Origin of the sequence: Streptomyces sp. NPDC015127, from assembly GCF_043080095.1 — a bacterium.
Lineage (GTDB): Bacteria > Actinomycetota > Actinomycetes > Streptomycetales > Streptomycetaceae > Streptomyces.
In genome coordinates this window covers 199755-220124 of sequence record NZ_JBIBVE010000014.1, presented here as the reverse complement: position 1 = coordinate 220124, position 20370 = coordinate 199755, and the positions used below count along the sequence as shown (strand labels likewise).

At 70.9% G+C, this 20370-nt stretch carries 17 protein-coding genes; 10 read left to right on the top strand and 7 right to left on the bottom strand.

Translation table 11 applies throughout. The features are described 5' to 3' along the window. Nucleotides 1-96: 96 nt before the first annotated feature. On the bottom strand, nucleotides 97-483 hold the full coding sequence (locus tag ACF08N_RS27355; RefSeq protein ID WP_392327343.1) for a VOC family protein: 387 nt from the start codon (nucleotides 481-483) through the stop codon (nucleotides 97-99). A gap of 350 nt (nucleotides 484-833) precedes the next feature. Here ACF08N_RS27355 and ACF08N_RS27350 point away from each other — a divergent pair, with 350 nt between their 5' ends. Further along, nucleotides 834-1454, top strand: coding sequence for an L-threonylcarbamoyladenylate synthase (locus ACF08N_RS27350; protein ID WP_392327342.1), 621 nt, complete (start codon nucleotides 834-836; stop codon nucleotides 1452-1454). A 22-nt stretch (nucleotides 1455-1476) separates the two neighbouring features. Here the strand turns inward: ACF08N_RS27350 and ACF08N_RS27345 are convergent, their stop codons facing one another. The 4 genes from ACF08N_RS27345 to ACF08N_RS27330 all read right to left on the bottom strand — a co-directional run bounded on the left by ACF08N_RS27345 (nucleotide 1477) and on the right by ACF08N_RS27330 (nucleotide 6699). Continuing rightward, nucleotides 1477-3867, bottom strand: a complete 2391-nt coding sequence (locus ACF08N_RS27345; RefSeq protein ID WP_392327341.1) for an ATP-binding cassette domain-containing protein — start codon at nucleotides 3865-3867, stop codon at nucleotides 1477-1479. Between the two features lie 392 nt (nucleotides 3868-4259). Then, a complete protein-coding gene (locus ACF08N_RS27340; RefSeq protein WP_392327340.1) occupies nucleotides 4260-4670 on the bottom strand; it encodes a VOC family protein in 411 nt (136 codons plus the stop codon). Nucleotides 4671-4680: 10 nt separating this feature from the next. After that, the gene (locus tag ACF08N_RS27335; protein WP_392327339.1) at nucleotides 4681-5124 is read right to left on the bottom strand and encodes a helix-turn-helix transcriptional regulator; all 444 of its coding nucleotides are present in this window, start codon (nucleotides 5122-5124) and stop codon (nucleotides 4681-4683) included. Between the two features lie 339 nt (nucleotides 5125-5463). Next, nucleotides 5464-6699: an ROK family protein gene (locus tag ACF08N_RS27330; protein ID WP_392327338.1), complete on the bottom strand. Its 1236-nt coding sequence runs from the start codon at nucleotides 6697-6699 to the stop codon at nucleotides 5464-5466. A 143-nt stretch (nucleotides 6700-6842) separates the two neighbouring features. On the opposite strand from ACF08N_RS27330, the gene ACF08N_RS27325 reads away from it, so the two are divergent. The 9 genes from ACF08N_RS27325 to ACF08N_RS27285 all read left to right on the top strand — a co-directional run bounded on the left by ACF08N_RS27325 (nucleotide 6843) and on the right by ACF08N_RS27285 (nucleotide 16722). After that, on the top strand, nucleotides 6843-8144 hold the full coding sequence (locus tag ACF08N_RS27325) for an ABC transporter substrate-binding protein (protein ID WP_392327337.1): 1302 nt from the start codon (nucleotides 6843-6845) through the stop codon (nucleotides 8142-8144). A gap of 10 nt (nucleotides 8145-8154) precedes the next feature. Further along, nucleotides 8155-9162: a carbohydrate ABC transporter permease gene (locus ACF08N_RS27320; RefSeq protein ID WP_392327336.1), complete on the top strand. Its 1008-nt coding sequence runs from the start codon at nucleotides 8155-8157 to the stop codon at nucleotides 9160-9162. Next, nucleotides 9155-10018, top strand: a complete 864-nt coding sequence (locus ACF08N_RS27315) for a carbohydrate ABC transporter permease (RefSeq protein WP_392327335.1) — start codon at nucleotides 9155-9157, stop codon at nucleotides 10016-10018. Before ACF08N_RS27320 ends, ACF08N_RS27315 begins: the two co-directional genes overlap by 8 nt. Nucleotides 10019-10038: 20 nt before the next feature. Continuing rightward, complete coding sequence (locus ACF08N_RS27310; protein ID WP_392327394.1) at nucleotides 10039-11397, top strand: GH1 family beta-glucosidase; 1359 nt, start codon at nucleotides 10039-10041, stop codon at nucleotides 11395-11397. A gap of 133 nt (nucleotides 11398-11530) precedes the next feature. Further along, nucleotides 11531-13705, top strand: coding sequence for an RICIN domain-containing protein (locus ACF08N_RS27305; RefSeq protein WP_392327393.1), 2175 nt, complete (start codon nucleotides 11531-11533; stop codon nucleotides 13703-13705). A gap of 34 nt (nucleotides 13706-13739) precedes the next feature. After that, nucleotides 13740-13928: a hypothetical protein gene (locus ACF08N_RS27300; protein ID WP_392327334.1), complete on the top strand. Its 189-nt coding sequence runs from the start codon at nucleotides 13740-13742 to the stop codon at nucleotides 13926-13928. A gap of 114 nt (nucleotides 13929-14042) precedes the next feature. Then, nucleotides 14043-14933: an SDR family oxidoreductase gene (locus ACF08N_RS27295; RefSeq protein ID WP_392327333.1), complete on the top strand. Its 891-nt coding sequence runs from the start codon at nucleotides 14043-14045 to the stop codon at nucleotides 14931-14933. A 69-nt stretch (nucleotides 14934-15002) separates the two neighbouring features. Further along, complete coding sequence (locus ACF08N_RS27290) at nucleotides 15003-16061, top strand: NAD(P)/FAD-dependent oxidoreductase (protein ID WP_392327332.1); 1059 nt, start codon at nucleotides 15003-15005, stop codon at nucleotides 16059-16061. A 19-nt stretch (nucleotides 16062-16080) separates the two neighbouring features. Then, on the top strand, nucleotides 16081-16722 hold the full coding sequence (locus tag ACF08N_RS27285; RefSeq protein ID WP_392327331.1) for a class I SAM-dependent methyltransferase: 642 nt from the start codon (nucleotides 16081-16083) through the stop codon (nucleotides 16720-16722). Nucleotides 16723-16957: 235 nt separating this feature from the next. Here the strand turns inward: ACF08N_RS27285 and ACF08N_RS27280 are convergent, their stop codons facing one another. Together ACF08N_RS27280 and ACF08N_RS27275 are read right to left on the bottom strand one after the other, a co-directional pair. Beyond that, nucleotides 16958-18421, bottom strand: coding sequence for a hypothetical protein (locus tag ACF08N_RS27280; protein WP_392327330.1), 1464 nt, complete (start codon nucleotides 18419-18421; stop codon nucleotides 16958-16960). A 152-nt stretch (nucleotides 18422-18573) separates the two neighbouring features. After that, nucleotides 18574-20280: a CocE/NonD family hydrolase gene (locus tag ACF08N_RS27275; protein ID WP_392327329.1), complete on the bottom strand. Its 1707-nt coding sequence runs from the start codon at nucleotides 20278-20280 to the stop codon at nucleotides 18574-18576. Nucleotides 20281-20370 lie beyond the last annotated feature (90 nt).

The window sequence follows — 20370 nt, the reverse complement described above, 5'->3', positions numbered from 1 at the left end:
CACCTCAGCCTGCCCCGGCCGCCACCCGGCGGCCGGGGCTCTCGTCGCGCAGCGGCACTCGGTGGGCCCGTCCGTGACCGGACGGGCCCACCGGCCTCACTGCTCCTGGAGCACGGAGAGGACGTTCCCGGCGGGGTCCTTGAACCAGGCGATGGTCGGGCCGCCGCCCGCCCGCACGATGCCCTTCTCGTCCGCATCGAAGGCGGGATACCTCTCGAAGGTCACCCCGCGACGTCCCAGCTCGTCGACAGCGGCGTCGATGTCGTCGACCTCGAAGTTGAGGACCGTGAAGTCGGCCGGCTTGTGGTCGTCCTTGGGGTAGACGAGCACCCGCGCCCCGCTGCCGAGGGTGAGGAACAGCATCCTCATGTCCCCGGCACCGGATTCCTCGACCTGCAGGCCGAGTGTGTCGCCGTAGAACTGCCTTGCACTGCTGAGGTCGTTCGCCGAGAAACTGCTGAACGCCTTGCTTTTCCCGAACATCGCCGCGTTACCTTCCGCCGTGACTGGTACCTGTCCCGGGCCAGGTCACACCACGCACGCCGCCCACCGCCCGGTACGCCACGCGCGAGCGTCCGGATGGTCGCCACGGATCACTCTCCCGTGCAACCGGCCGCCGGGCGGTGCCGACGGGTCGCATGGCGCGACCACCGCACCCGAATGGACGCATGTCCTGCGGGTCGGCGACGTGACGAGGCACGAGGTGGACCTGTCCGAGGACAACGTCTTCTTCGGCGTCCGCGCGGTGAATCGCACCGGGCAGCGCAGCCCGGTGGCCTTCCCCGCCCCGCAGCGGTAGGAGCCGGGGACCGGAGGGGCCGTACACTCGGCGGATGGCGAAGTACTTCGATGTGCACCCCGAGAATCCGCAGCGACGTGTCATCAGCGGTGTGGCCGACAGCATCCGTTCCGGCGCGCTCGTCGCGTATCCGACGGACTCCTGCTACGCCCTCGGGTGCCAGCTGGGCAGCCGCGACGGCATCAACAGGATCCGGTCGATCCGGAACCTCGACGACCGTCACCACTTCACCCTCGTCTGCGAGAACTTCGCGCAGCTGGGCCAGTTCGTGCAGATCGACAACGACGTGTTCCGTGCGATCAAGGCGGCGACGCCCGGCAGCTACACCTTCATCCTGCCCGCGACGAAGGAGGTGCCCCGCCAGCTGCTGCACCCGAAGAAGAAGACGGTCGGAGTCCGCATCCCCGACCACGCCGTGACCCAGGCCCTTCTCGCCGAACTCGGCGAACCGCTGCTGTCCAGCACCCTGCTCCTGCCCGACGAGGAGGAGCCGCTGACGCAGGGCTGGGAGATCAAGGAACGGCTCGACCACGTCGTGGACGCCGTGGTCGACTCGGGCGACTGCGGCACCGAGCCGACCACGGTCATCGACTTCTCCGGCGGCGAGGCGGAGATCGTCCGCAGGGGAGCGGGCGACACCGCGCGGTTCGAGTAGCCGGACGGCGCCGGCCGCTCGGTCAGGCGCCGACGTAGGCCGCGAGGTGCTCGCCGGTGAGGGTGGAGCGGGCGGCGACGAGGTCGGCGGGGGTGCCCTCGAAGACGATCCGGCCGCCGTCGTGGCCGGCGCCGGGACCGAGGTCGATGATCCAGTCGGCGTGTGCCATGACCGCCTGGTGGTGCTCGATGACGACGACCGACTTGCCGGAGTCGACGAGCCGGTCGAGCAGGCCGAGCAACTGCTGGACGTCGGCGAGGTGGAGGCCGGTGGTCGGCTCGTCGAGGACGTACACGCCGCCCTTCTCAGCCATGTGCGTCGCCAGCTTGAGCCGCTGCCGCTCGCCGCCTGACAGCGTGGTGAGCGGCTGGCCGAGTGTGAGATAGCCGAGCCCGACGTCCGCCAGCCGCGTCAGGATCTTGTGGGCGGCCGGCGTACGCGCCTCGCCGGCGCCGAAGAACTCCTCGGCCTCGGTCACCGGCATCGCCAGCACCTCGCTGATGTCGCGGCCGCCGAGGTGGTACTCCAGCACCGACGCGTCGAACCGCCTCCCCTCGCACTCCTCACAGGTGGTGGCGACGCCGGCCATCATCGCCAGGTCGGTGTAGACGACGCCGGCGCCGTTGCAGGTGGGGCAGGCGCCCTCGGAGTTGGCGCTGAACAGTGCCGGCTTCACGCCGTTGGCCTTCGCGAACGCCTTGCGGATCGGGTCGAGCAGTCCGGTGTACGTCGCCGGGTTGCTCCGCCGCGAGCCGCGGATCGGGGCCTGGTCGACCGCCACCACGCCCTCGTCGGCGGGGATCGAGCCGTGCACGAGCGAGCTCTTGCCGGAGCCGGCGACGCCGGTGATGACGGTGAGCACGCCGAGCGGGATGTCGACGTCGACGTGTCGCAGGTTGTTCGCCGTCGCACCGCGGATCTCCAGCGTGCCGCTCGGCTTGCGCACCGACTCCTTCACCGCGGCCCGGTCGTCGAGGTGGCGGCCGGTGACGGTGTCGCTCGCCCGCAGCCCGTCGAGGGTGCCCTCGAAGCAGACGGTGCCGCCCGCCGTGCCGGCGCCGGGGCCGAGGTCGACGACATGGTCGGCGATGGCGATCGTCTCGGGCTTGTGCTCCACCACGAGCACGGTGTTGCCCTTGTCCCGCAGCCGCAGAAGCAGGTTGTTCATCCGCTGGATGTCATGGGGGTGCAGGCCGATGGTCGGCTCGTCGAAGACGTAGGTGACGTCGGTGAGCGAGGAGCCGAGGTGGCGGATCATCTTGGTGCGCTGCGCCTCGCCACCGGAGAGCGTGCCCGAGGCCCGGTCGAGCGAGAGGTAGCCCAGGCCGATCTCCACGAACGAGTCGAGCGTGTGCTGCAGCTTGGTGAGCAGCGGGGCCACCGACGGCTCCTTGAGTCCGCGGACCCATTCGGCCAGGTCGCGGATCTCCATCGCGCAGGCGTCGGCGATGTTGACCGTGCCGATCCGCGACGACCGGGCCAGCTCACTGAGACGGGTGCCGTCGCACTCGGGACACTCGGTGAAGGTGACCGCCCGGTCCACGAACGCCCGGATGTGCGGCTGCATCGACTCGCGGTCCTTGGCGAGGAAGGTCTTCTGGATCTTCGGGATCAACCCCTCGTAGGTGAGGTTGACGCCGTTGATCTTCACCTTGGTCGGCTCGCGATAGAGGAAGTCGTGACGCTCCTTCTTCGTGTACTCGCGGATCGGCTTTTCCTTGTCGAACAAGCCCGACTCGGTGATGACCCGCACCACCCAGCCGTCGCCGGTGTAGGTGGGAATGGTGAACGGGTCCTCGGAGAGCGACTTGGAGTCGTCGAACAGCTGGGTGAGGTCGATGTCGGAGACCGTGCCCCGGCCTTCGCAGTGTGTGCACATGCCGCCGGTGCGGCTGAAGGTCACCTTCTCCGTCTTGGTCTTGTCGGCACCTCGGTCGACCGTGAGCCCACCGCTCGCCGAGACCGAGGCGACATTGAACGAGTACGCGCCGGGCGGGCCGATGTGCGGCTTCCCGAGCCGGCTGAAGAGGATGCGCAGCATCGCGTTGGCGTCGGTCGCGGTGCCGACCGTGGAGCGGGGGTCGGAGCCCATCCGCTGCTGGTCGACGGTGATCGCGGTGGTCAGCCCGTCCAGTACGTCGACCTCCGGCCGCGCCAGCGTCGGCATGAAGCCCTGGACAAAGGCGCTGTACGTCTCGTTGATCATCCGCTGCGACTCCGCGGCGATCGTGTCGAACACGAGCGAGCTCTTGCCCGAGCCGGAGACGCCGGTGAACACCGTCAGACGGCGCTTCGGGATCTCGATGCTGACGTCCTTGAGGTTGTTCTCGCGCGCGCCGTGCACGCGGATCAGGTCGTGGCTGTCGGCAACGTGCAGTGCAGGCGACTGCGTGTCCCTCGCGGCCATGCTCATCGTCTCTCCATCTGTGAAACGGGGCCGCCTTGGCGGTCTCCCTCGTTCGCCCGGCCCGATCCGATCGGCTTCGAGCGTAGCGTCTGGTTCTCTTTCGTCGGGGCGGTCGCGCCGACGGTCCGCTGCCCCCGGTCCACGGCGTCGGCCGGCGTCTCGCCGGGCGCGAGAGCCGCGCCTCGCTGTGGCGCGAGGGCATGCGGAATCAGCTGTGCGGCATGGCCGGCGCACGCGGGCCGAAGCCGGTGTGCGCGACGAACCGGTCGGAGTGGCCGTCAGCAGCGCCTGGCCGCCCTTGTCTCAGGACAGCGGCACCGGGTACGGCGCACCGTCCGCCGCGGCACTGGCCACCCGGACTGTCCGAGGGCCATGGCGGAATCGGTGACTCGGACGGGTCAGCGCAGCTCCTGGATGCGGACCAGGTTTCCCGCGGGGTCGCGGAAGGCGCAGTCGCGGATGCCGTACGGCTGCTCGGTCGGCTCCTGGACGACCTCGGCGTCGGCGGCCTGCACCTTCTCGAAGGTGCCGTCGAGGTCGCGGGTGGCCAGCAGGATCCAGCCGTAGGTGCCCTTGGCCATCATCTCGGTGATGGTGCGGCGCTCGTCCTCGGTGATGCCGGGGTCGGCGGCCGGCGGCGCCAGGAGGATCGACGTGCCCGGCTGGCCGACGGGTCCGACCATGATCCAGCGCATTTTGCCCTGCCCGACGTCGCTGCGGACCTCGAAACCGAGGACGTCGCGGTAGAAGGCCAGGGACGCGTCCGGGTCGTCGTGCGGGAGGAAGCTCGCGTGAATCGTGATGTCCATGACGGTCACGCTAGCCGGGGCCGGGGGACCGCGCTTCTCGATTCCTGATCGGTCTGGTGACCTGTTTCGCCACGCACGACGGCATCCCCGCGGTCGCCTGCGCCGCACGCTCCCTGTAGGCGCTGGGCGGCATGCCGACCAGCTCGGTGAAGCGGGTGCTGAAGGTGCCCAGCGACGAGCAACCGACCGCGAAACAGACCTCGGTGACGCTGAGATCGCCACGACGCAGCAGCGCCATCGCGCGCTCGATGCGCCGTGTCATCAGGTAGCTGTACGGCGACTCCCCGTAGGCGAGCCGGAACTGGCGGCTGAGGTGCCCGGCCGACATGTTCGCGCCGCGGGCGAGCGCCTCGACGTCCAGCGGCTGTGCGTACTCCCGGTCGATCCGGTCGCGGACACGGCGCAGCCGCGCGAGGTCGCGCAGGTGCTGCGCTGCGGCGGGTGTGCTGGTCACGTGCGAAATCGTGCCACATCGCAAGGTCCGGCGCCCGATGCTTGGGGGGAACACTGCGGGCCTGACCGGGCGTCGTCCCGCCACTCGTCCGCGCACGCGCCCTCGCGTCTTCTGCGGGCCGGGTCCCTCGGGACCTCCGACTCCGTGGTGACGGCCATCGCCGGGTGCCGGCCCGCGTACACCGTCGTCGCGATGATCCCCGTGCGTGTGGCCGGAAAGACCGGCACGCTCCTGGTCTGCCTGTCAGCCTCGCCACCCTGGCGACGACGTCGCTCCAGGCGCCTCGCACCCTGTTCGCCATGGGCCGCTGACCGGCCCCCCGCCGGTCCCCGGACACGCTCAGCGCGGTCCCGCCCCCCGTGACAGGAAGTCCGACAGCGGCAGCGTCGCCGCCCCCACCGTCACGGCGTCCGGGCCCAGCCGGCCCAGCTCGATCTTCGTGCGCGAGGACGCGAAGCGCAGGGCGTACCCGGCCGCGTGGCGCCGCACGTCGGGCAGCAGGTGCGGACCGAGCAGGAGGCCCGCCCAGCCGCCGAGCAGGATGCGTTCGGGGCGGAACAGGTTGATCAGGTCCGCGACGGCGGCGCCCAGGTACTCGGCCGTGTCGTCGAGGAGGGAGAGCGCGACGGGGTCGGGGGCGGAGCCCTCGCCCGGGTACGCCGCGGCCAGCAGCGCGGCCAGCGCCGTCTCGTCGTCCGCGCCGGCCGGCAGGGGGCCGCCCGCCTCGTGCCAGCGTTCCCGCAGGGCCTCTGCCCCGGCGTACGCCTCCAGGCAGCCGGGAGAGCCGCAGCGGCAGCGCCTGCCCCGGACGCGTACCGTCGTGTGGCCCCACTCCAGCGCGCTGGTGCGGGCGTTCTCCCCGGGTGTGGCGGCGTGCACGACGCACGCGCCGACCCCCGAGCCGATGAGTGCGATCGCCGCCGTGGCCGCTCCGCGCCCGCCGCCGAACCACATCTCCGCCTGGCCGAGGGTCTTCGCGCCGTTGTCGATGAAAAGCGGGACGCCGTCGGGGACACCGGAGGCGTCCCGCAGCAGCCGCTCCAACGGCACCGCGCTCCAGCCGATGGTCTGGCCGTGCACGACCGCGCCGTCGGCGCACTGTTCGATGAGGCCGGGCACGCCGATGCCGATGCCGAGCAGGGGGCCGGTGCCGGCACCGGCCTTGTCCAGGACGTCGGCGACGCCGGAACGGACGTGGGCGACGACACGGTCGACGTCGTAGCCGTGCTGGGCCAGCGGCCGTTCCGCACGGGCCAGTTCGGTCAGCGCGAGGTCGAACAGCTCGACGCGCACGCGGGTTTCCCCGATGTCGATGCCGATGAGGAGCCCGCTCGCGGGAGCGACGCGCAGCAGCGTGCGCGGCCGGCCGCCGTCCGAGTCGACGCTGCCGGCCTCCTCCAGCACGCCCTCGGAGACGAGTTCGGAGACGACGTTGCTGATGGAACCCGAACTCAGCCCGGTGACGGGTCCCAGCTCCTGGCGGCTCAACGGGCCCTCGAAATACAACCGTTGCAGAACTCGCGCGCGGTTGGCCCGCCGCAGGTCACGCACTGTCCGTCTGTCGCGCTCCGCCATCGTGCTCCCTTCCCCGCCGCAACATACCCCGGTCCAAGCCCTTGACGCACCCTTCCCTCACCTCTTAAATCACGGCATAAATTAAGTCCTGGAGGTCCGTTCGTTTCCTGAACGCGGCCACCCCCGGGGAGGGGCCACCACTCATGCGCCGTACCAGAGCCGCCGCCATCGCCCTCGTCATCGCCCTCGCCGCCGTCAGCGGCTGCGGCGGCGGCACCACCGCCGATGGCGCGGGCAGCAACGCCTCGCCGAAGACCCTCACCTACTGGGCCTCCAACCAGGGCCCCAGCATCGAGGCCGACAAGAAGATCCTGGGCGCCGAGCTGAAGAAGTTCGAGGCGCGGACCGGCATCGAGGTCGAACTCGAGGTCGTCCCCTGGTCCGACCTGCTCAACCGGATCCTGGCCGCCACCACCTCCGGCCAGGGCCCCGACGTCCTGAACATCGGCAACACCTGGTCGGCATCGCTCCAGGCGACCGACGCACTCCTGCCGTGGGACGAGAAGAACTTCGCGGCGATCGGCGGACGGGACCGCTTCGTCGCCTCGGCGGTGGCCTCCACCGGCGCGGAGGGCAAGGACCCGGCCGCCGTACCGCTGTACTCCCTGGCGTACGCGCTCTACTACAACAAGAAGATGTTCGCCGACGCGGGCATCACCGAACCGCCCGCCACCTGGGACGAACTGGTCGCCGTCGGGAAGCGGATCTCCAAGGACGGCACGTGGGCGCTGGGCGCCGAGGGCGCCAACCCGGCCAACAACATCCACCAGGCGTTCGTCCTCGGCAAGCAGCACGGCGCCGACTTCTTCGACGCGTCGGGCGAGCCGGCGTTCACGTCCGACGGCGCCGTCGCGGCGGTCAAGCAGTACGTCGACTTCATGGCCAAGGACAAGATCATCGCGCCGGGCAACGCCGAGTACGCCCAGAACCAGTCGCTGAACGACTTCGCCAAGGGCAGGACGGCCATGGTGCTGTGGCAGGCCGCCGCCTCCACCTTCGCGGCCCAGGGCATGAAGCCCGAGGACTGGGGCGTCGCCCCCGTACCCGTCCCGGCAGGCAGCCCGGGCGCCGGAAAGAACGTCAACTCCATGGTCGCCGGCATCAACATCGCGATCTTCAAGAACAGCAGGAACATCGACGGCGCGAAGAAATTCGTCGAATTCATGACCAGCGACGAGGAGCAGAAGATCCTCAACGCCACCTACGGCTCCATCCCGCCGGTCAAAGCCGCGCAGGACGACCCCGCGTTCGCCGCGCCCGATCTGAAGGTGCTGCGCGACACGCTCGCCACCAGCGCCGCGCCGCTCCCGCAGGAGTCCCAGTTCGAGACCGCCGTCGGCACCGCGATCAAGGACCTGTGGGCCGACGCCGCCGCCGGCCGCCCGGTGACCACCCAGTCCGTCAAGGCGCGCCTGGAAAAGGCGCAGCAGCTGATGCAGCAGTGAGGCCCTCCCGATGACCGCCACCATGACACCCGGCCGCGTGGACCGGGCGGGCAACGGCAGCCGCGCGCCCGGGGAAGCGGCGCGCCGAAAGCTGCCGCGCCTCCCCGGCCGGCTCCGCCGCGGCGGCCTGCCCTACCTCCTGCTCCTGCCGGCCGTCCTGCTCGAACTGCTCGTCCATCTCGTCCCCATGGCGATCGGGATCGTGATGAGCTTCCGCCGGCTCACCCAGTTCTACATCCGCAACTGGGACGCGGCCCCCTGGGCAGGGCTCGACAACTACCGGCTGGCCGTCGACCTCGACGCACCGATCGGCCGCGCCCTGCTCCACTCGTTCACCGTCACCTGCGCCTTCACGGTGCTCGCCGTCGGCCTGTCCTGGCTGCTGGGCACCGGCGCCGCCGTCCTGATGCAGGACACGTTCCGCGGTCGCGGCCTGCTGCGGGCCGTGTTCCTCACCCCGTACGCCCTGCCGGTGTACGCCGCCGTCATCACGTGGGCGTTCATGTTCCAGCGCGACAACGGCCTGGTCAACCACGTCCTGCACGACCAACTGGGCCTCATGGACGAGCCGTCGTTCTGGCTCATCGGCGACAACAGCTTCCTCGCACTCGTCGTGGTCGCGGTCTGGAAGTCCTGGCCGTTCGCCTTCCTCGTCGTCATGGCAGGACTGCAGAACATCCCGCGCGAACTGTACGAGGCCGCCGCCATCGACGGCGCCGGCATAGGGCAGCAGATCCGCAGGATCACCCTGCCGTCGCTGCGCCCGGTCAACCAGGTGCTCGTGCTGGTGCTGTTCCTGTGGACCTTCAACGACTTCAACACGCCGTTCGTGCTGTTCGGCAAGTCGGCACCGGAGGCCGCGGACCTCGTCTCCGTGCACATCTACCAGTCGTCGTTCGTCACCTGGAACTTCGGCACCGGCTCCGCCATGTCCGTGCTCCTGCTGCTCTTCCTGCTGCTGGTGACGGCCGTGTACCTGCTGCTGACCTCCCGCGGAAGGAAGGACGGACATGCCTAGGACACCCAGGTCGCCCAGCGCGCCGCCGCGGTCCTTCCTCTGGACGCGCCGCGCCGTGCTCACCTTCCTCACGGCGTTCGCCCTGCTGCCGGTCTTCGTGATGGTCACGACCTCGCTGAAGCCACTGCAGGACGTGACGGGCGCCTTCCGGTGGATGCCGTCCGGGCTCACCGTCCGCCCCTACATCGACATCTGGGACACCGTTCCGCTCGGCCGCTACTTCGTCAACTCGCTGATCGTGGCCGGCTCCGCGACCGTCCTGTCCGTGGTCATCGCGGTCTTCGCCGCGTACGCCGTGAGCCGCTACCGCTTCCGCGGCAAACGCGTCTTCACCGTCACCGTGCTGTCCACGCAGATGTTCCCGGGCATCCTCTTCCTCCTGCCGCTGTTCCTGATCTTCGTCAACATCGGCAACACCACCGGCATCGCCTTCTACGGTTCACGCGGCGGCCTGATCCTCACCTACCTGACCTTCTCGCTGCCCTTCTCCATCTGGATGCTGATCGGCTACTTCGACTCCATCCCCCGCGATCTCGACGAGGCCGCGACGGTCGACGGCTGCGGGCCGCTGCGCGCCCTGTTCACCGTCGTCGTCCCGGCCGCCGTACCGGGCATCGTCGCGGTCGCCGTCTACGCCTTCATGACGGCGTGGGGCGAGGTGCTGTTCGCGTCCGTGATGACCAACGACACCACCCGCACCCTCGCCGTCGGCCTCCAGGGCTACGCCACCCAGAACGACGTCTACTGGAACCAGGTCATGGCCGCCTCGCTCGTCGTCAGCGTGCCCGTCGTCGCCGGGTTCCTCCTCCTCCAGCGCTACCTCGTCGCCGGCCTCACCGCGGGCGCCGTCAAATGACCACAGCAGAAGGGCAGTCCGTGAACGACCTCAACGCCTTCCCGGCCGACTTCACCTGGGGGGTGGCCACCGCCGCGTACCAGATCGAGGGCGCCGTCGCCGAGGACGGCCGCTCCCCGTCGATCTGGGACACCTTCTCCCACACCCCCGGCAAGGTCGCGAACGGCGACACCGGCGACGAGGCATGCGACCACTACCACCGCTGGCCCGAGGACATCGCTCTGATGCGGCGGCTCGGCGTCGGCGCGTACCGCTTCTCGATCGCCTGGCCCAGGGTCGTGCCCGGCGGCGCCGGCCCCGTGAACCGGGCCGGACTCGCCTTCTACGACCGGCTGACGGACGGACTGCTGGAGGCGGGCATCACCCCGTTCGCCACGCTGTACCACTGGGACCTGCCGCAGGTGCTCCAGGACCGCGGCGGCTGGACCTCCCGCGAGACGGCCGAGCACTTCGCCGCGTACGCCGGTGCCGTCGCCGAGCGGCTCGGCGACCGGATCAAGGACTGGGCGACCCTCAACGAACCGCTGTGCTCGGCATGGATCGGCCACCTGGAGGGCCGGATGGCCCCCGGCCTGACCGACCTCGCATCGGCCGTGCGGGCCTCCTACCACCTGCACCTCGGCCACGGTCTGGCCGTGCAGGCCGTCCGGGCCGCGTCGGCGGACGCCCGCGTCGGCATCGTCAACAACCTGAGCCCCATCGAGCCCGCGACCGAACGCGCCGAGGACATCGCCGCCGCCCGCCGCGCCGACGGCCACACCAACCGCTGGTGGCTCGACCCCGTGCTCGGCCGGGGCTACCCCGAGGACATGCTCGACCTGTACGGGGTGAAGCTGCCCGAGCGGCCCGGCGACCTGGACACCATCGCCGCGCCGCTGGACTGGCTGGGGCTGAACTACTACTTCCGCCAGATCGTCACGGCCGACCCCCACGGCTCCGTCCCGTACGCGAAGCAGGTCCTCCCGCCCGGCGCACGGCTGACCGCCATGGACTGGGAAGTGCACGCCGACGGCCTGGAGCAGTTGCTGATGCGCCTGACCGACGAGTACGGCGTCGCGCGCATCCACATCACCGAGAACGGCTCCGCCTACCGCGACACGGTCCGCGCGGACGGCGCCGTCGACGACAGGGAGCGCACCCGGTACCTCGAGGAACATCTCGCGGCGTGCGCCCGCGCCCTGCGCAGGGGCGCACCGCTCGCCGGGTACTTCGCCTGGTCGCTCATGGACAACTTCGAGTGGGCGTACGGCTACGACAAGCGGTTCGGCCTCGTCCACGTCGACTACGCGACCCAGAAACGGACCGTCAAGGGCAGCGGCCACCGGTACGCGGACATCATCCGCGCCGCGGCCGGGCACCGGAGCCGCCGGGCGGCCTGACGGCCGGGATCACCGCACGGACCCCGCACAGTCCTCACCCCCCACAGGAGCAGATGTGTTCACAACGAAGAGAACACCCCCCGGCAGTACCCCCTTCCGGCGCCGCCGCCGGATACGGCCGCTCACCGCGGCACTGGCCGCGGCAGCGGCCGTCTGCTCGGCCGCCGTCGCCCTTCCCGCGTCCCAGGCCGCACCGCCGCCGTCCGCGACAGGCCCGGCCGCGGTACCGCCGACCGGCTGGACCACCGTCGTGAACACCGGCAGCGGCAAATGCCTCGACGCGCGCGCCGCCGCGACCGTGAACGGCACCGCGGCGCAGCAGTACGCGTGCAACAACTCCACAGCCCAGCAGTGGAGTTTCACCCCCACCTCCGACGGCTATCTGCGCATCGGCAACCGCAACGACGCCCAGCAGGTCGTCGACGTCAGCGACGTCTCCACGGCGGACAACGCCAAGGTGCACCTGTGGACGTACGGAGGCGGTGCCAACCAGCAGTGGCAGGCCGTGGACGAGGGCGGCGGCGCCTACCGCTTCGTCAACCGGCACAGCGGCAAGTGCCTCGACGTACCGTCGGCTTCGGCCGCCGACAGCGTGCAGCTCGTGCAGTACACCTGCAACGGCACAGCGGCCCAGCGCTTCCAGGTGGCGCCCGTGAGCACGTCGCCCACCGACGTGGACCTCGGACCCAACGTGGTCGTCTTCGACCCCTCGATGCCCTCGTCGACCGTCCAGAGCCGACTGAACTCCATCTTCCAGCAGCAGGAGACCAACCAGTTCGGCTCCCAGCGCTACGCGGTGATGTTCAAGCCCGGCACCTACAACAACGACGTCAACGTCGGCTTCTACACCCAGGTCCTCGGTCTCGGCCAGTCGCCCGACGCGGTGACGATCAACGGCGCCGTGCACGTGGAGGCCGACTGGTTCCCGCCGCAGAACGCCACCCAGAACTTCTGGCGCGGCGCCGAGAACCTGTCGGTGAACCCGAACGGCGGCACGGACCGCTGGGCTGTCTCGCAGGCGTCCGGTTACCGGCGCATGCACGTGCGCGGGAACCTGGAGCTGAGCGACGGCGGCTGGTCCAGCGGCGGCTTCATGGCGGACACGAAGATCGACGGCCAGGTGCGCTCGGGAACGCAGCAGCAGTGGCTGACCCGCAACTCCCAGCTCGGCAGCTGGACCGGCTCGAACTGGAACATGGTCTTCGTCGGCAGCCAGGGCGTCCCGGGCACCACGTTCCCCAACCCGCCGTACACGACGGTGGACCGGACCCCGACGGTCCGTGAGAAGCCGTTCCTGTACGTCGACTCCGCAGGCGCCTACCGGGTGTTCGTCCCGGCCCTGAGGGCGGACTCCTCGGCCACGACGTGGGCGAACGGGAACGCGTCCGGCACCTCTCTGCCCATCGACCAGTTCCATGTCGTGAAGCCGGGAGCGACCGCGGCGCAGATCAACACGGCACTGGCCGGCGGGAAGAACCTGCTGGTCACGCCCGGCGTCTACCACCTCGACCAGACGCTGCGCGTGACACGTCCCGACACCGTCGTACTCGGCCTCGGGCTCGCCACCTTCATCCCCGACAACGGCATCACGGCCATGACGGTCGCCGACGTCGACGGAGTGAAGATCGCGGGCGTCCTCTTCGACGCCGGCACGACCAACTCGCGGACACTGATGGAGGTCGGCCCGGCGGGCTCCTCGGCCTCGCACGCCGCCAACCCGACCTCGCTGCACGACGTGTACTTCCGCGTCGGCGGCGCCGCGGTCGGCAAGGCCACCACGAGCCTCGTCGTCAACAGCGACCACGTCATCGGCGACCACATGTGGATCTGGCGCGGCGACCACGGCACCGGCATCGGCTGGAACACCAACACAGCGGACACGGGACTGATCGTCAACGGCGACAACGTGACCATGTACGGCCTGTTCGTCGAGCACTACCAGAAGCACCAGACGATCTGGAACGGCAACGGCGGACGCACGTACTTCTACCAGAACGAGATGCCCTACGACCCGCCGAACCAGGCGGCCTGGATGAACGGATCGACGCAGGGCTACGCCGCCTACAAGGTCGCCGACTCGGTGACCAGCCACCAGGCGTACGGGCTCGGCAGCTACTGCTTCTTCAACGTCGACCGCAGTGTGACCGCGGAACGCGCCTTCGAGGTCCCGAACAAGCCCGATGTCCGGTTCCGCAACATGGTGACGGTCTCCCTCGGCGGCAACGGCACGATCCGGCACGTGATCAACGACCGCGGCGGGCCGTCCAACTCGTCCACCAATGTGGCCAACCTGGTGAGCTACCCATGACGCAGCGGCGCCCCAGCGTGAGAGGAGACCGGGGATGGGTCACCACAACAAGCACCGGCAGCGCACACCGCGTACGGCTGCCGAGGAGGTCCTGAGGGAGTTCGAGGACGCCGAGACCCGGCTGCGCGACGACGACAGCGGGGACCGCGAGGCGGCGGACGCACTGCGGCCGGCGGAGCGGCCCCAGAAGTCCGTCCAGAGGCCCGGCGAGAGGCGCCGCTGAGCGGCTCGGCGGTTCCGCCCAATGGAACCTTACGTACCATTTGCGCGTATTCCTGGCGGGTCGGAGGGTAGGCGGGGTGACGCACCCGACGCAGCCGACCAGAAGGAGACCTCCGTGCGCGAGGAGAACGGTGCCGGCCGGGACCCCGGATCCGTACACCCCCGGCCCGACTTCCCCCGGCAGGACCAGGAGCATCCGGGGTGGACCGGGCCGATGGACCCGCCGCCCGATCACGGCGAGGAGACCTACCGGGGCAGCGGCCTGCTGCGGGACCTGAAGGCGGTCCTCACCGGAGGGGACTCCGGCATCGGCCGCGCCGTCGCCCTCGCGTTCGCGCGCGAGGGCGCGGACGTGCTGTTCACCCATCTGCCCGAGGAGGAGGGCGAGGCCCGGCAGACGCGGGCCCTGGTCGAGGACGCGGGGCGCAAGGCGGTGCCGGTGGCGTGCGACATCCGCGAGGAGGAGCAGTGTCGCCGGCTGGTCGAGCGGGCCGTGGAGGAGTTCGGCCGCATCGACATCCTGGTGAACAACGCCGCGTACCAGATGTCGCAGCCGGACGGTATCAGTGCCATCACCACGGAGCAGTTCGACCGCGTGATGCGGACCAACCTGTACGGCATGTTCTGGCTGTCGAAGATGGCCCTGCCGCATATGCCGAGGGGCGGCTGCATCATCAACTCCACGTCCGTCCAGGCGTACAAGCCCAGTCCGCACCTGCTGGACTACGCCATGACGAAGGGCGCGATCGTCACGTTCACGCAGGGGCTGGCGCAGATGGTGGCGTCGGACGGCATCCGGGTCAACGCGGTGGCGCCCGGGCCGGTGTGGACGCCGCTGATCCCGGCGACGATGCCGGACACCGTCGAGTTCGGGAAGCAGTCCCCGCTGGGCAGGCCCGCGCAGCCGTCCGAGATGGCGCCCGCCTACGTGTTCCTCGCCTCTCCACAGGCGACGTACATCACGGCGGAGATCGTGAACGCGACAGGCGGCACACCACTGCCGTGACGGCGTTCGTCAGGCGTCCGGTTTTGCCGGAACGGCAACCCGGCTTGCGGCAGCGGCCCACGGGCTCGCATGGTGGCCGTGGAGGTGGTCACGGTGACCGATCGGCTGAGGGACGGCTATGACGTGGTGGTGTCCGGCGGCGGCGCCGCCGGACTGAGCGGAGCACTGATGCTGGCCCGGGCCCGCCGGTCGGTGGCGGTGATCGACGCGGGCGCCCCGCGCAACGCCCCCGCGGAAGGCGTGCACGGGCTGCTGGCGCGGGACGGGATCCCGCCGGCCGAGCTGCTGGAGCGCGGGCGGGCCGAGGTGCGCGCTTATGGCGGTCACGTGGTGTCCGGCGAAGTCGGTGCGGTCGCGCGTGACGACGGGCGGCCCGCCCGGACGGGATTCGAGGTGACGCTGGCCGACGGCCGGTCCGTGCGGGCGCGGCGCCTGCTCGTGGCCAGCGGACTGGTCGACGAGCTGCCGGACGTGCCCGGACTGCGCGACCGGTGGGGCCGGGACGTCGTGCACTGCCCGTACTGCCACGGCTGGGAGATCCGCGACCGGGCCATCGGTGTGCTGGCCACCGGGCCGCTGTCGGTGCACCAGGCGTTGCTGTTCCGGCAATGGAGCGACAATGTCACGTTCTTCTCCCACACCATGCCGCCGCCGGCCGGGGAGGACGCCGAACAGCTGGCCGCCCGTGGCATCCGCGTCGTGGACGGCGAGGTGGCGTCCCTCGAGATCGCCGACGACCGCCTCGTGGGAGTACGGCTCGGCGACGGCACGATGGTCGGCCGCGAGGCGCTCGTGGTCTCGCCACGCATGGTGGCGCGCGCAGGCTTCCTCGCCGCGCTCGGACTGCGGCCCGCGGCGCACCCCTCGGGGGCCGGCGAGCACATCCCCTCCGACGCGGCCGGCCGTACCGACGTGCCCGGCGTGTGGGTCGCGGGCAACGTCACCGATCTCGCCGCCCAGGTCGGCGGCGCCGCGGCGGCGGGCGCTGCCGCGGCGGCCCAGATCAACGCCGATCTCGTCGCCGAGGAGATCCGGCAGGCGGTCGCCGCCCGCCGGGACCCGTTCTCACCCGAATCCGAGGCACGCGTGTGCGAACTGGTGACGGGCACCCGTCGCCACGGCCTGTGAAACACCGAAGGGAACCGTTGTGTCCGAGGAATTCGGCAAGGAGTTCTGGGAAGAGCGCTACCGGGGCCACACCACGGCCCACGGCAGGCGGCCCAACGTGCAGCTGGTGACGGAGGCCGGCGACCTCGCACCCGGTACGGCACTGGACGCGGGCTGCGGGGAGGGAGCCGACGCCGTCTGGCTCGCCTCGCGCGGCTGGCGGGTCACCGCGGTGGACATCGCCGGCACCGCCCTGCGCCGCGCGCGCGAGCACGCCGAAACCCTCGGCCCCGCCGTCGCGAGCCGGATCGAGTGGGTCGAGGCTGATCTGACGAGCTGGACGCCCACCGGGGACCACTTCGATCTGGTCTCCACCCACTACGTGCACCCGGCGGCATCGCGCGACGCGTTGTTCCGCCGACTGGCCGCGGCGGTCGCGCCGGGCGGCACGCTGCTCGTCGTCGGCCACCACCCGTCGGCCCCTCAGCCGCATGTCTCACATGCCGCGGCGCCGGAGGTGCACTTCACCGCCGAGGACGTCGCGGCCGGCCTCGACCCGGACCGGTGGGACATCGCCGTCGCCGATGCCAGGACCCGGTCCGTCACCGCCCACGACGGTCACGAGATCACCCTCCGCGATGCGGTCCTGCGGGCCCGGAGGCGTCTCGACGGCAACTCCTAGGGTCTTTCGTTTGGATCAGGCCGGATCAGTGAGCGGGGTCTGGTGCGTGCGATCGCAAGGCGGAGGAGGGAGACAATGGCGGAGCCATGGCGACCGACGACAACGCGGCGAGCGTGCGTGCCAGGGCCCGCGAGCCCGGCATGATCCAAACGAGAGGCCCTAGGTGCCGTCGGACTCTTCGGCGCCCCTGGCACTCGTGCGGCGCGGGCACCGGCCTCGGCCCCGCGTGTGACGGTCAGGGCGCGATGCCCACGCCCGGGACCCGACTCCACTGCCTTTCCTGGTCCGCCGTCATGGCCGGCCAGGAGAGGCCGCCGGGGCGCGGGTTCACGCGCGAGGCGTACGCGGCCGGGCGGAAGCCGGCTTCGTAGAAGCAACCGGTCCCGTACACGGCGTCGAAGGAAGGGCATGAGGCCGCGAGGGACGACGGCGTGGGCCGCGTGCCGTGTCGCACCCAGATGTCCAGCGCCGCAAGGGAGTTGGCGTACTCGGAAGGGCTCAGCCCGCTGTGCTCGCTCTCACGTGTGAAGGTCTGCACGAGGTGCCGGTCCCGGCCCGCACCGTGCAGGGCGGCGCGATAGGCCGCTTCGTGCTCGACGAAGGCCGTCGGGTCGTCGATCGCGTGCAGCGTCAGGACGGGAATCGAGACCCTGCCGGTGAGGTCGCTGTCGTAGGACAGGTCCCGGAGGGCCGAAGGATCGGCGGCGAAGCGCTGCACGCCGGCGTTGAGGGCGTCGTCGTCGTGGGAACCGGTATAGCGCACACCCTCGTTGGAGAAGGGGTTACGGCCGCCCAGCCGGCCGTGGACGATGTCCCGGAAGGTGAACGTCGCGAACCGCAGGTGCGACTCCAGTGTCCGCTCCGGGATCCGGGTGACAGCGAGGATGTCGTCGAGATTGCGCTGCTGCAGCGCCGTGCGGTCCTGGGGCGCCGAGGCGAGACCGGTGCACTCCTGCAACCGGGCGCGCAGCCCGCTGCTCGTCATCGTCGAGTCCTCGCGCAGCCCGCTCCACAACGGATACTGCGGCTCGGACGGCCGCGGGTGGTTGCCGCAGTAGTACTGGTAGACCACGCGCAGATCCACGCGGTAGTCGTAGCCGCGCGACCCGCCCGCGAGAACGCCGTTGGTCAGCAGCGCGCCGTCGTACGGTCCGCCGTCGGAGGCGAACATCTCCACGGCCTTGGCAGCGACGTTCCCGCCCCAGGACTGTCCGTGGAGATACGTGCGCTTCGGTGTGCGGAATTCCCTGGCGAACAGCCGCCGGAGGTTCTCGGTGTCCGTCGCCGCCATCCGCGTCCCGTAGCCGCCCCGACGGTAGGAGGAACCGGCCCAGGCGTATCCCTGGTCGACCATGACCGACCAGCGGGCGAGATCCTCGACACTGCGCTGCGGATCCGACGCCGCCCCCAGGTCCGGGCCGCCGTGCGCGTGCAGGACCAGGGAGCCGTTCCACTCCTTGGGCAGAGCGATCGCGTAGTACGCGCCGTTGGCGTCCTGGCCGGTGTAGCACGTGGCCTTCGCCGTGAGCTCCGTCGGACAGGCGACAGGGTCGGACCCCCGCGCATCGGCCCCGCCGGCAGGTGCGGCGGCCGTCGCCGCGACGACGACGGCGAAGCCGCCCGCGACCGCGGCGAGCCGGCGCCCGCCGGACGCCGACCGGAATCGTCGCGTCCGTCGCGCTTTCGGTGTCCCGTCCATACCCGTCCTCCTTCAACCCTCCGGACGCGCCCCTCGCGCGGAGGGCTAGAGACTAGGTGCGGGCGAAGTGGCCTTCGAGAGGTGCGGAACTTGCGTTCTTATTGGTCGTGCAGGCCGTCGGAGCGGGCAGCTTCCCCTGCCCGCTCCGGAGTTCACTTGACGTCCGGGCGGTCCGCGTCACTGGGGGCCGGCTCCACGGGAAGCGTCAGTTCCGATCCGGTGTGCAGGGTGATGCGGAGTGGTGTGAGGGCGGTGGCATCGACTGCCGGCTCGCCGGTGCCGGGATGGCGGGCGTAGCGGGGATGGGCGCCGCCGCTGATCTGGAGACGGACCCGGTGACCGGCGGCGAAGCGGTGGGCGGTGGCGCTCATCGGCACGGTGACCTCCGACGGTGTCTCACCGGAGGTCCGCAGCCGCGTCAGCCCGTCGCAGACATTGACGGAACGGCCTCGTGCGTCCACGTCGCACAGGCGGGCGAAGACGTCGGCGCGGCCCGTGTCCGTGGAGATCCGCAGGCGGGCGGAGACCGGGCCGAGGACGTCCATCGGTTCGGTCAGCGGCGGGCCGGTGAACGTCAGCACGTCCTCCCGCGCCTCCAGGACACGGTTGTCGCGGGGCCCGGCGCCGCGCGAGAGCAGAGGCCCGCCCACGGAAGGGGTGGGGTCCGCCGGGTCGTAGCGGAAGGACACCGGAGGCGCGGAGGGTAGTGGTGCCGGCTCGGTGAGCGTCCCGTTCGCGGCGGGGAACCAGGTGGTCGTGACAGGGTTCGCCGGCCAGTCGTCGAGGTCCCGCCATCCGCCGTCGCCGCCGACGTGCACGCGCACGGGGGAGGGGCGCAGGCCGGCGGGTTCGTCGCACAGGTGCGCGCGCAGCCAGGCCAGGCTCTCGGCGAACACGGCGGGCCAGCCCTGCTGGAGCGCGGAGGTGTGCGTCCAGGGGCCGACGAGCAGCGCGCTCTCGCATCCGGCCCGGCGCAGCCGGGCGAACTGCTGGAACGTCTGGTCGACCAGCCCGTCGTACCACCCGGTGGTCAGGCTCGTGGGCACGGTGAGCCGTTCCGCCGCCTCCCCGAGGAACGCGCCGTGCCAGTACGGGTCGTCGGCGTCGGGATGCGTCATCACGTCGTCCAGCCAGGGCACTTCGCCGAGGGCGGACACGTACGCCCGGCGCAGCGGCCGCGCGGTGGTGATCCCCCGCAGACGGCGGTGCAGGCGCAGTGTCGCCTTGAGGAAGGGGGCCGGTCCCCGGTGCTGGTACGTCATGCCGAGGCCGACGGCGAGGGCGTTCTCCAGACGGAGAGCACCGCCCTCGTGGAAGAGGGCATAGGGATCGTGCAGGCCGACCTGTACCGCCATCGCCTTGAGCTCCGGTGGCGGGTCCAGGGCGAGCGCCCACTGCACATAGCCCAGATAGCTGGGGCCGACCGTGCCCAGTGTGCCGGTGAACCAGGGCTGTTCCCGCAGCCAGGACACCGCGGCCCGGCCGTCCGCCGGCTCGTTGCGCCACAGGTCGAACCGGCCCCCTGAGCCGCCGGTGCCGCGGCAGCTCTGCAGGACCACGTGGAAGCCCTGTTCGGCGAAGAGCATGCCGTACATGGGTGACCACGGCAGACCCCTGCCGTACGGAGAGCGCACGAGAAGGGTGGGGAAGTCGCCCTCCGCGCGGGGGAAGTAGTGATCGGTCACCAAGGGGCTGCCGTCCGCGGCCGGGACCACGAGCCCCGGCTCCCACCCGACGTCATGCCGCTTGGTGGGAAGGCCGCGCCATGTCGCCCTCATCATCCGTGACGCGAGCGGCGGCTTCCCGGGCGGTGCGGCCCAGGCGGGCCTTGATGCGGCGTCGTGCGGGTGCGGTGTCATCGTGTCCTCTCCGGATTATTCTCGTACGTTGTACGAGAATAAGGGATGCTTGGATGGTCGTCCCAACGTCCCCGGCGGCAAGGAGGGCAG

Excerpts from the sequence above, each read along its gene's own strand:
- ACF08N_RS27355 (WP_392327343.1), bottom strand. The coding sequence starts at position 483 with ATGTTCGGGAAAAGCAAGGCGTTCAGCAGTTTCTCGGCGAACGACCTC.
- ACF08N_RS27350 (WP_392327342.1), top strand. The coding sequence starts at position 834 with ATGGCGAAGTACTTCGATGTGCACCCCGAGAATCCGCAGCGACGTGTC.
- ACF08N_RS27345 (WP_392327341.1), bottom strand. The coding sequence starts at position 3,867 with ATGAGCATGGCCGCGAGGGACACGCAGTCGCCTGCACTGCACGTTGCC.
- ACF08N_RS27340 (WP_392327340.1), bottom strand. The coding sequence starts at position 4,670 with ATGGACATCACGATTCACGCGAGCTTCCTCCCGCACGACGACCCGGAC.
- ACF08N_RS27330 (WP_392327338.1), bottom strand. The coding sequence starts at position 6,699 with ATGGCGGAGCGCGACAGACGGACAGTGCGTGACCTGCGGCGGGCCAAC.
- ACF08N_RS27325 (WP_392327337.1), top strand. The coding sequence starts at position 6,843 with ATGCGCCGTACCAGAGCCGCCGCCATCGCCCTCGTCATCGCCCTCGCC.
- ACF08N_RS27320 (WP_392327336.1), top strand. The coding sequence starts at position 8,155 with ATGACCGCCACCATGACACCCGGCCGCGTGGACCGGGCGGGCAACGGC.
- ACF08N_RS27315 (WP_392327335.1), top strand. The coding sequence starts at position 9,155 with ATGCCTAGGACACCCAGGTCGCCCAGCGCGCCGCCGCGGTCCTTCCTC.
- ACF08N_RS27300 (WP_392327334.1), top strand. The coding sequence starts at position 13,740 with ATGGGTCACCACAACAAGCACCGGCAGCGCACACCGCGTACGGCTGCC.
- ACF08N_RS27290 (WP_392327332.1), top strand. The coding sequence starts at position 15,003 with ATGGTGGCCGTGGAGGTGGTCACGGTGACCGATCGGCTGAGGGACGGC.
- ACF08N_RS27280 (WP_392327330.1), bottom strand. The coding sequence starts at position 18,421 with ATGGACGGGACACCGAAAGCGCGACGGACGCGACGATTCCGGTCGGCG.
- ACF08N_RS27275 (WP_392327329.1), bottom strand. The coding sequence starts at position 20,280 with ATGACACCGCACCCGCACGACGCCGCATCAAGGCCCGCCTGGGCCGCA.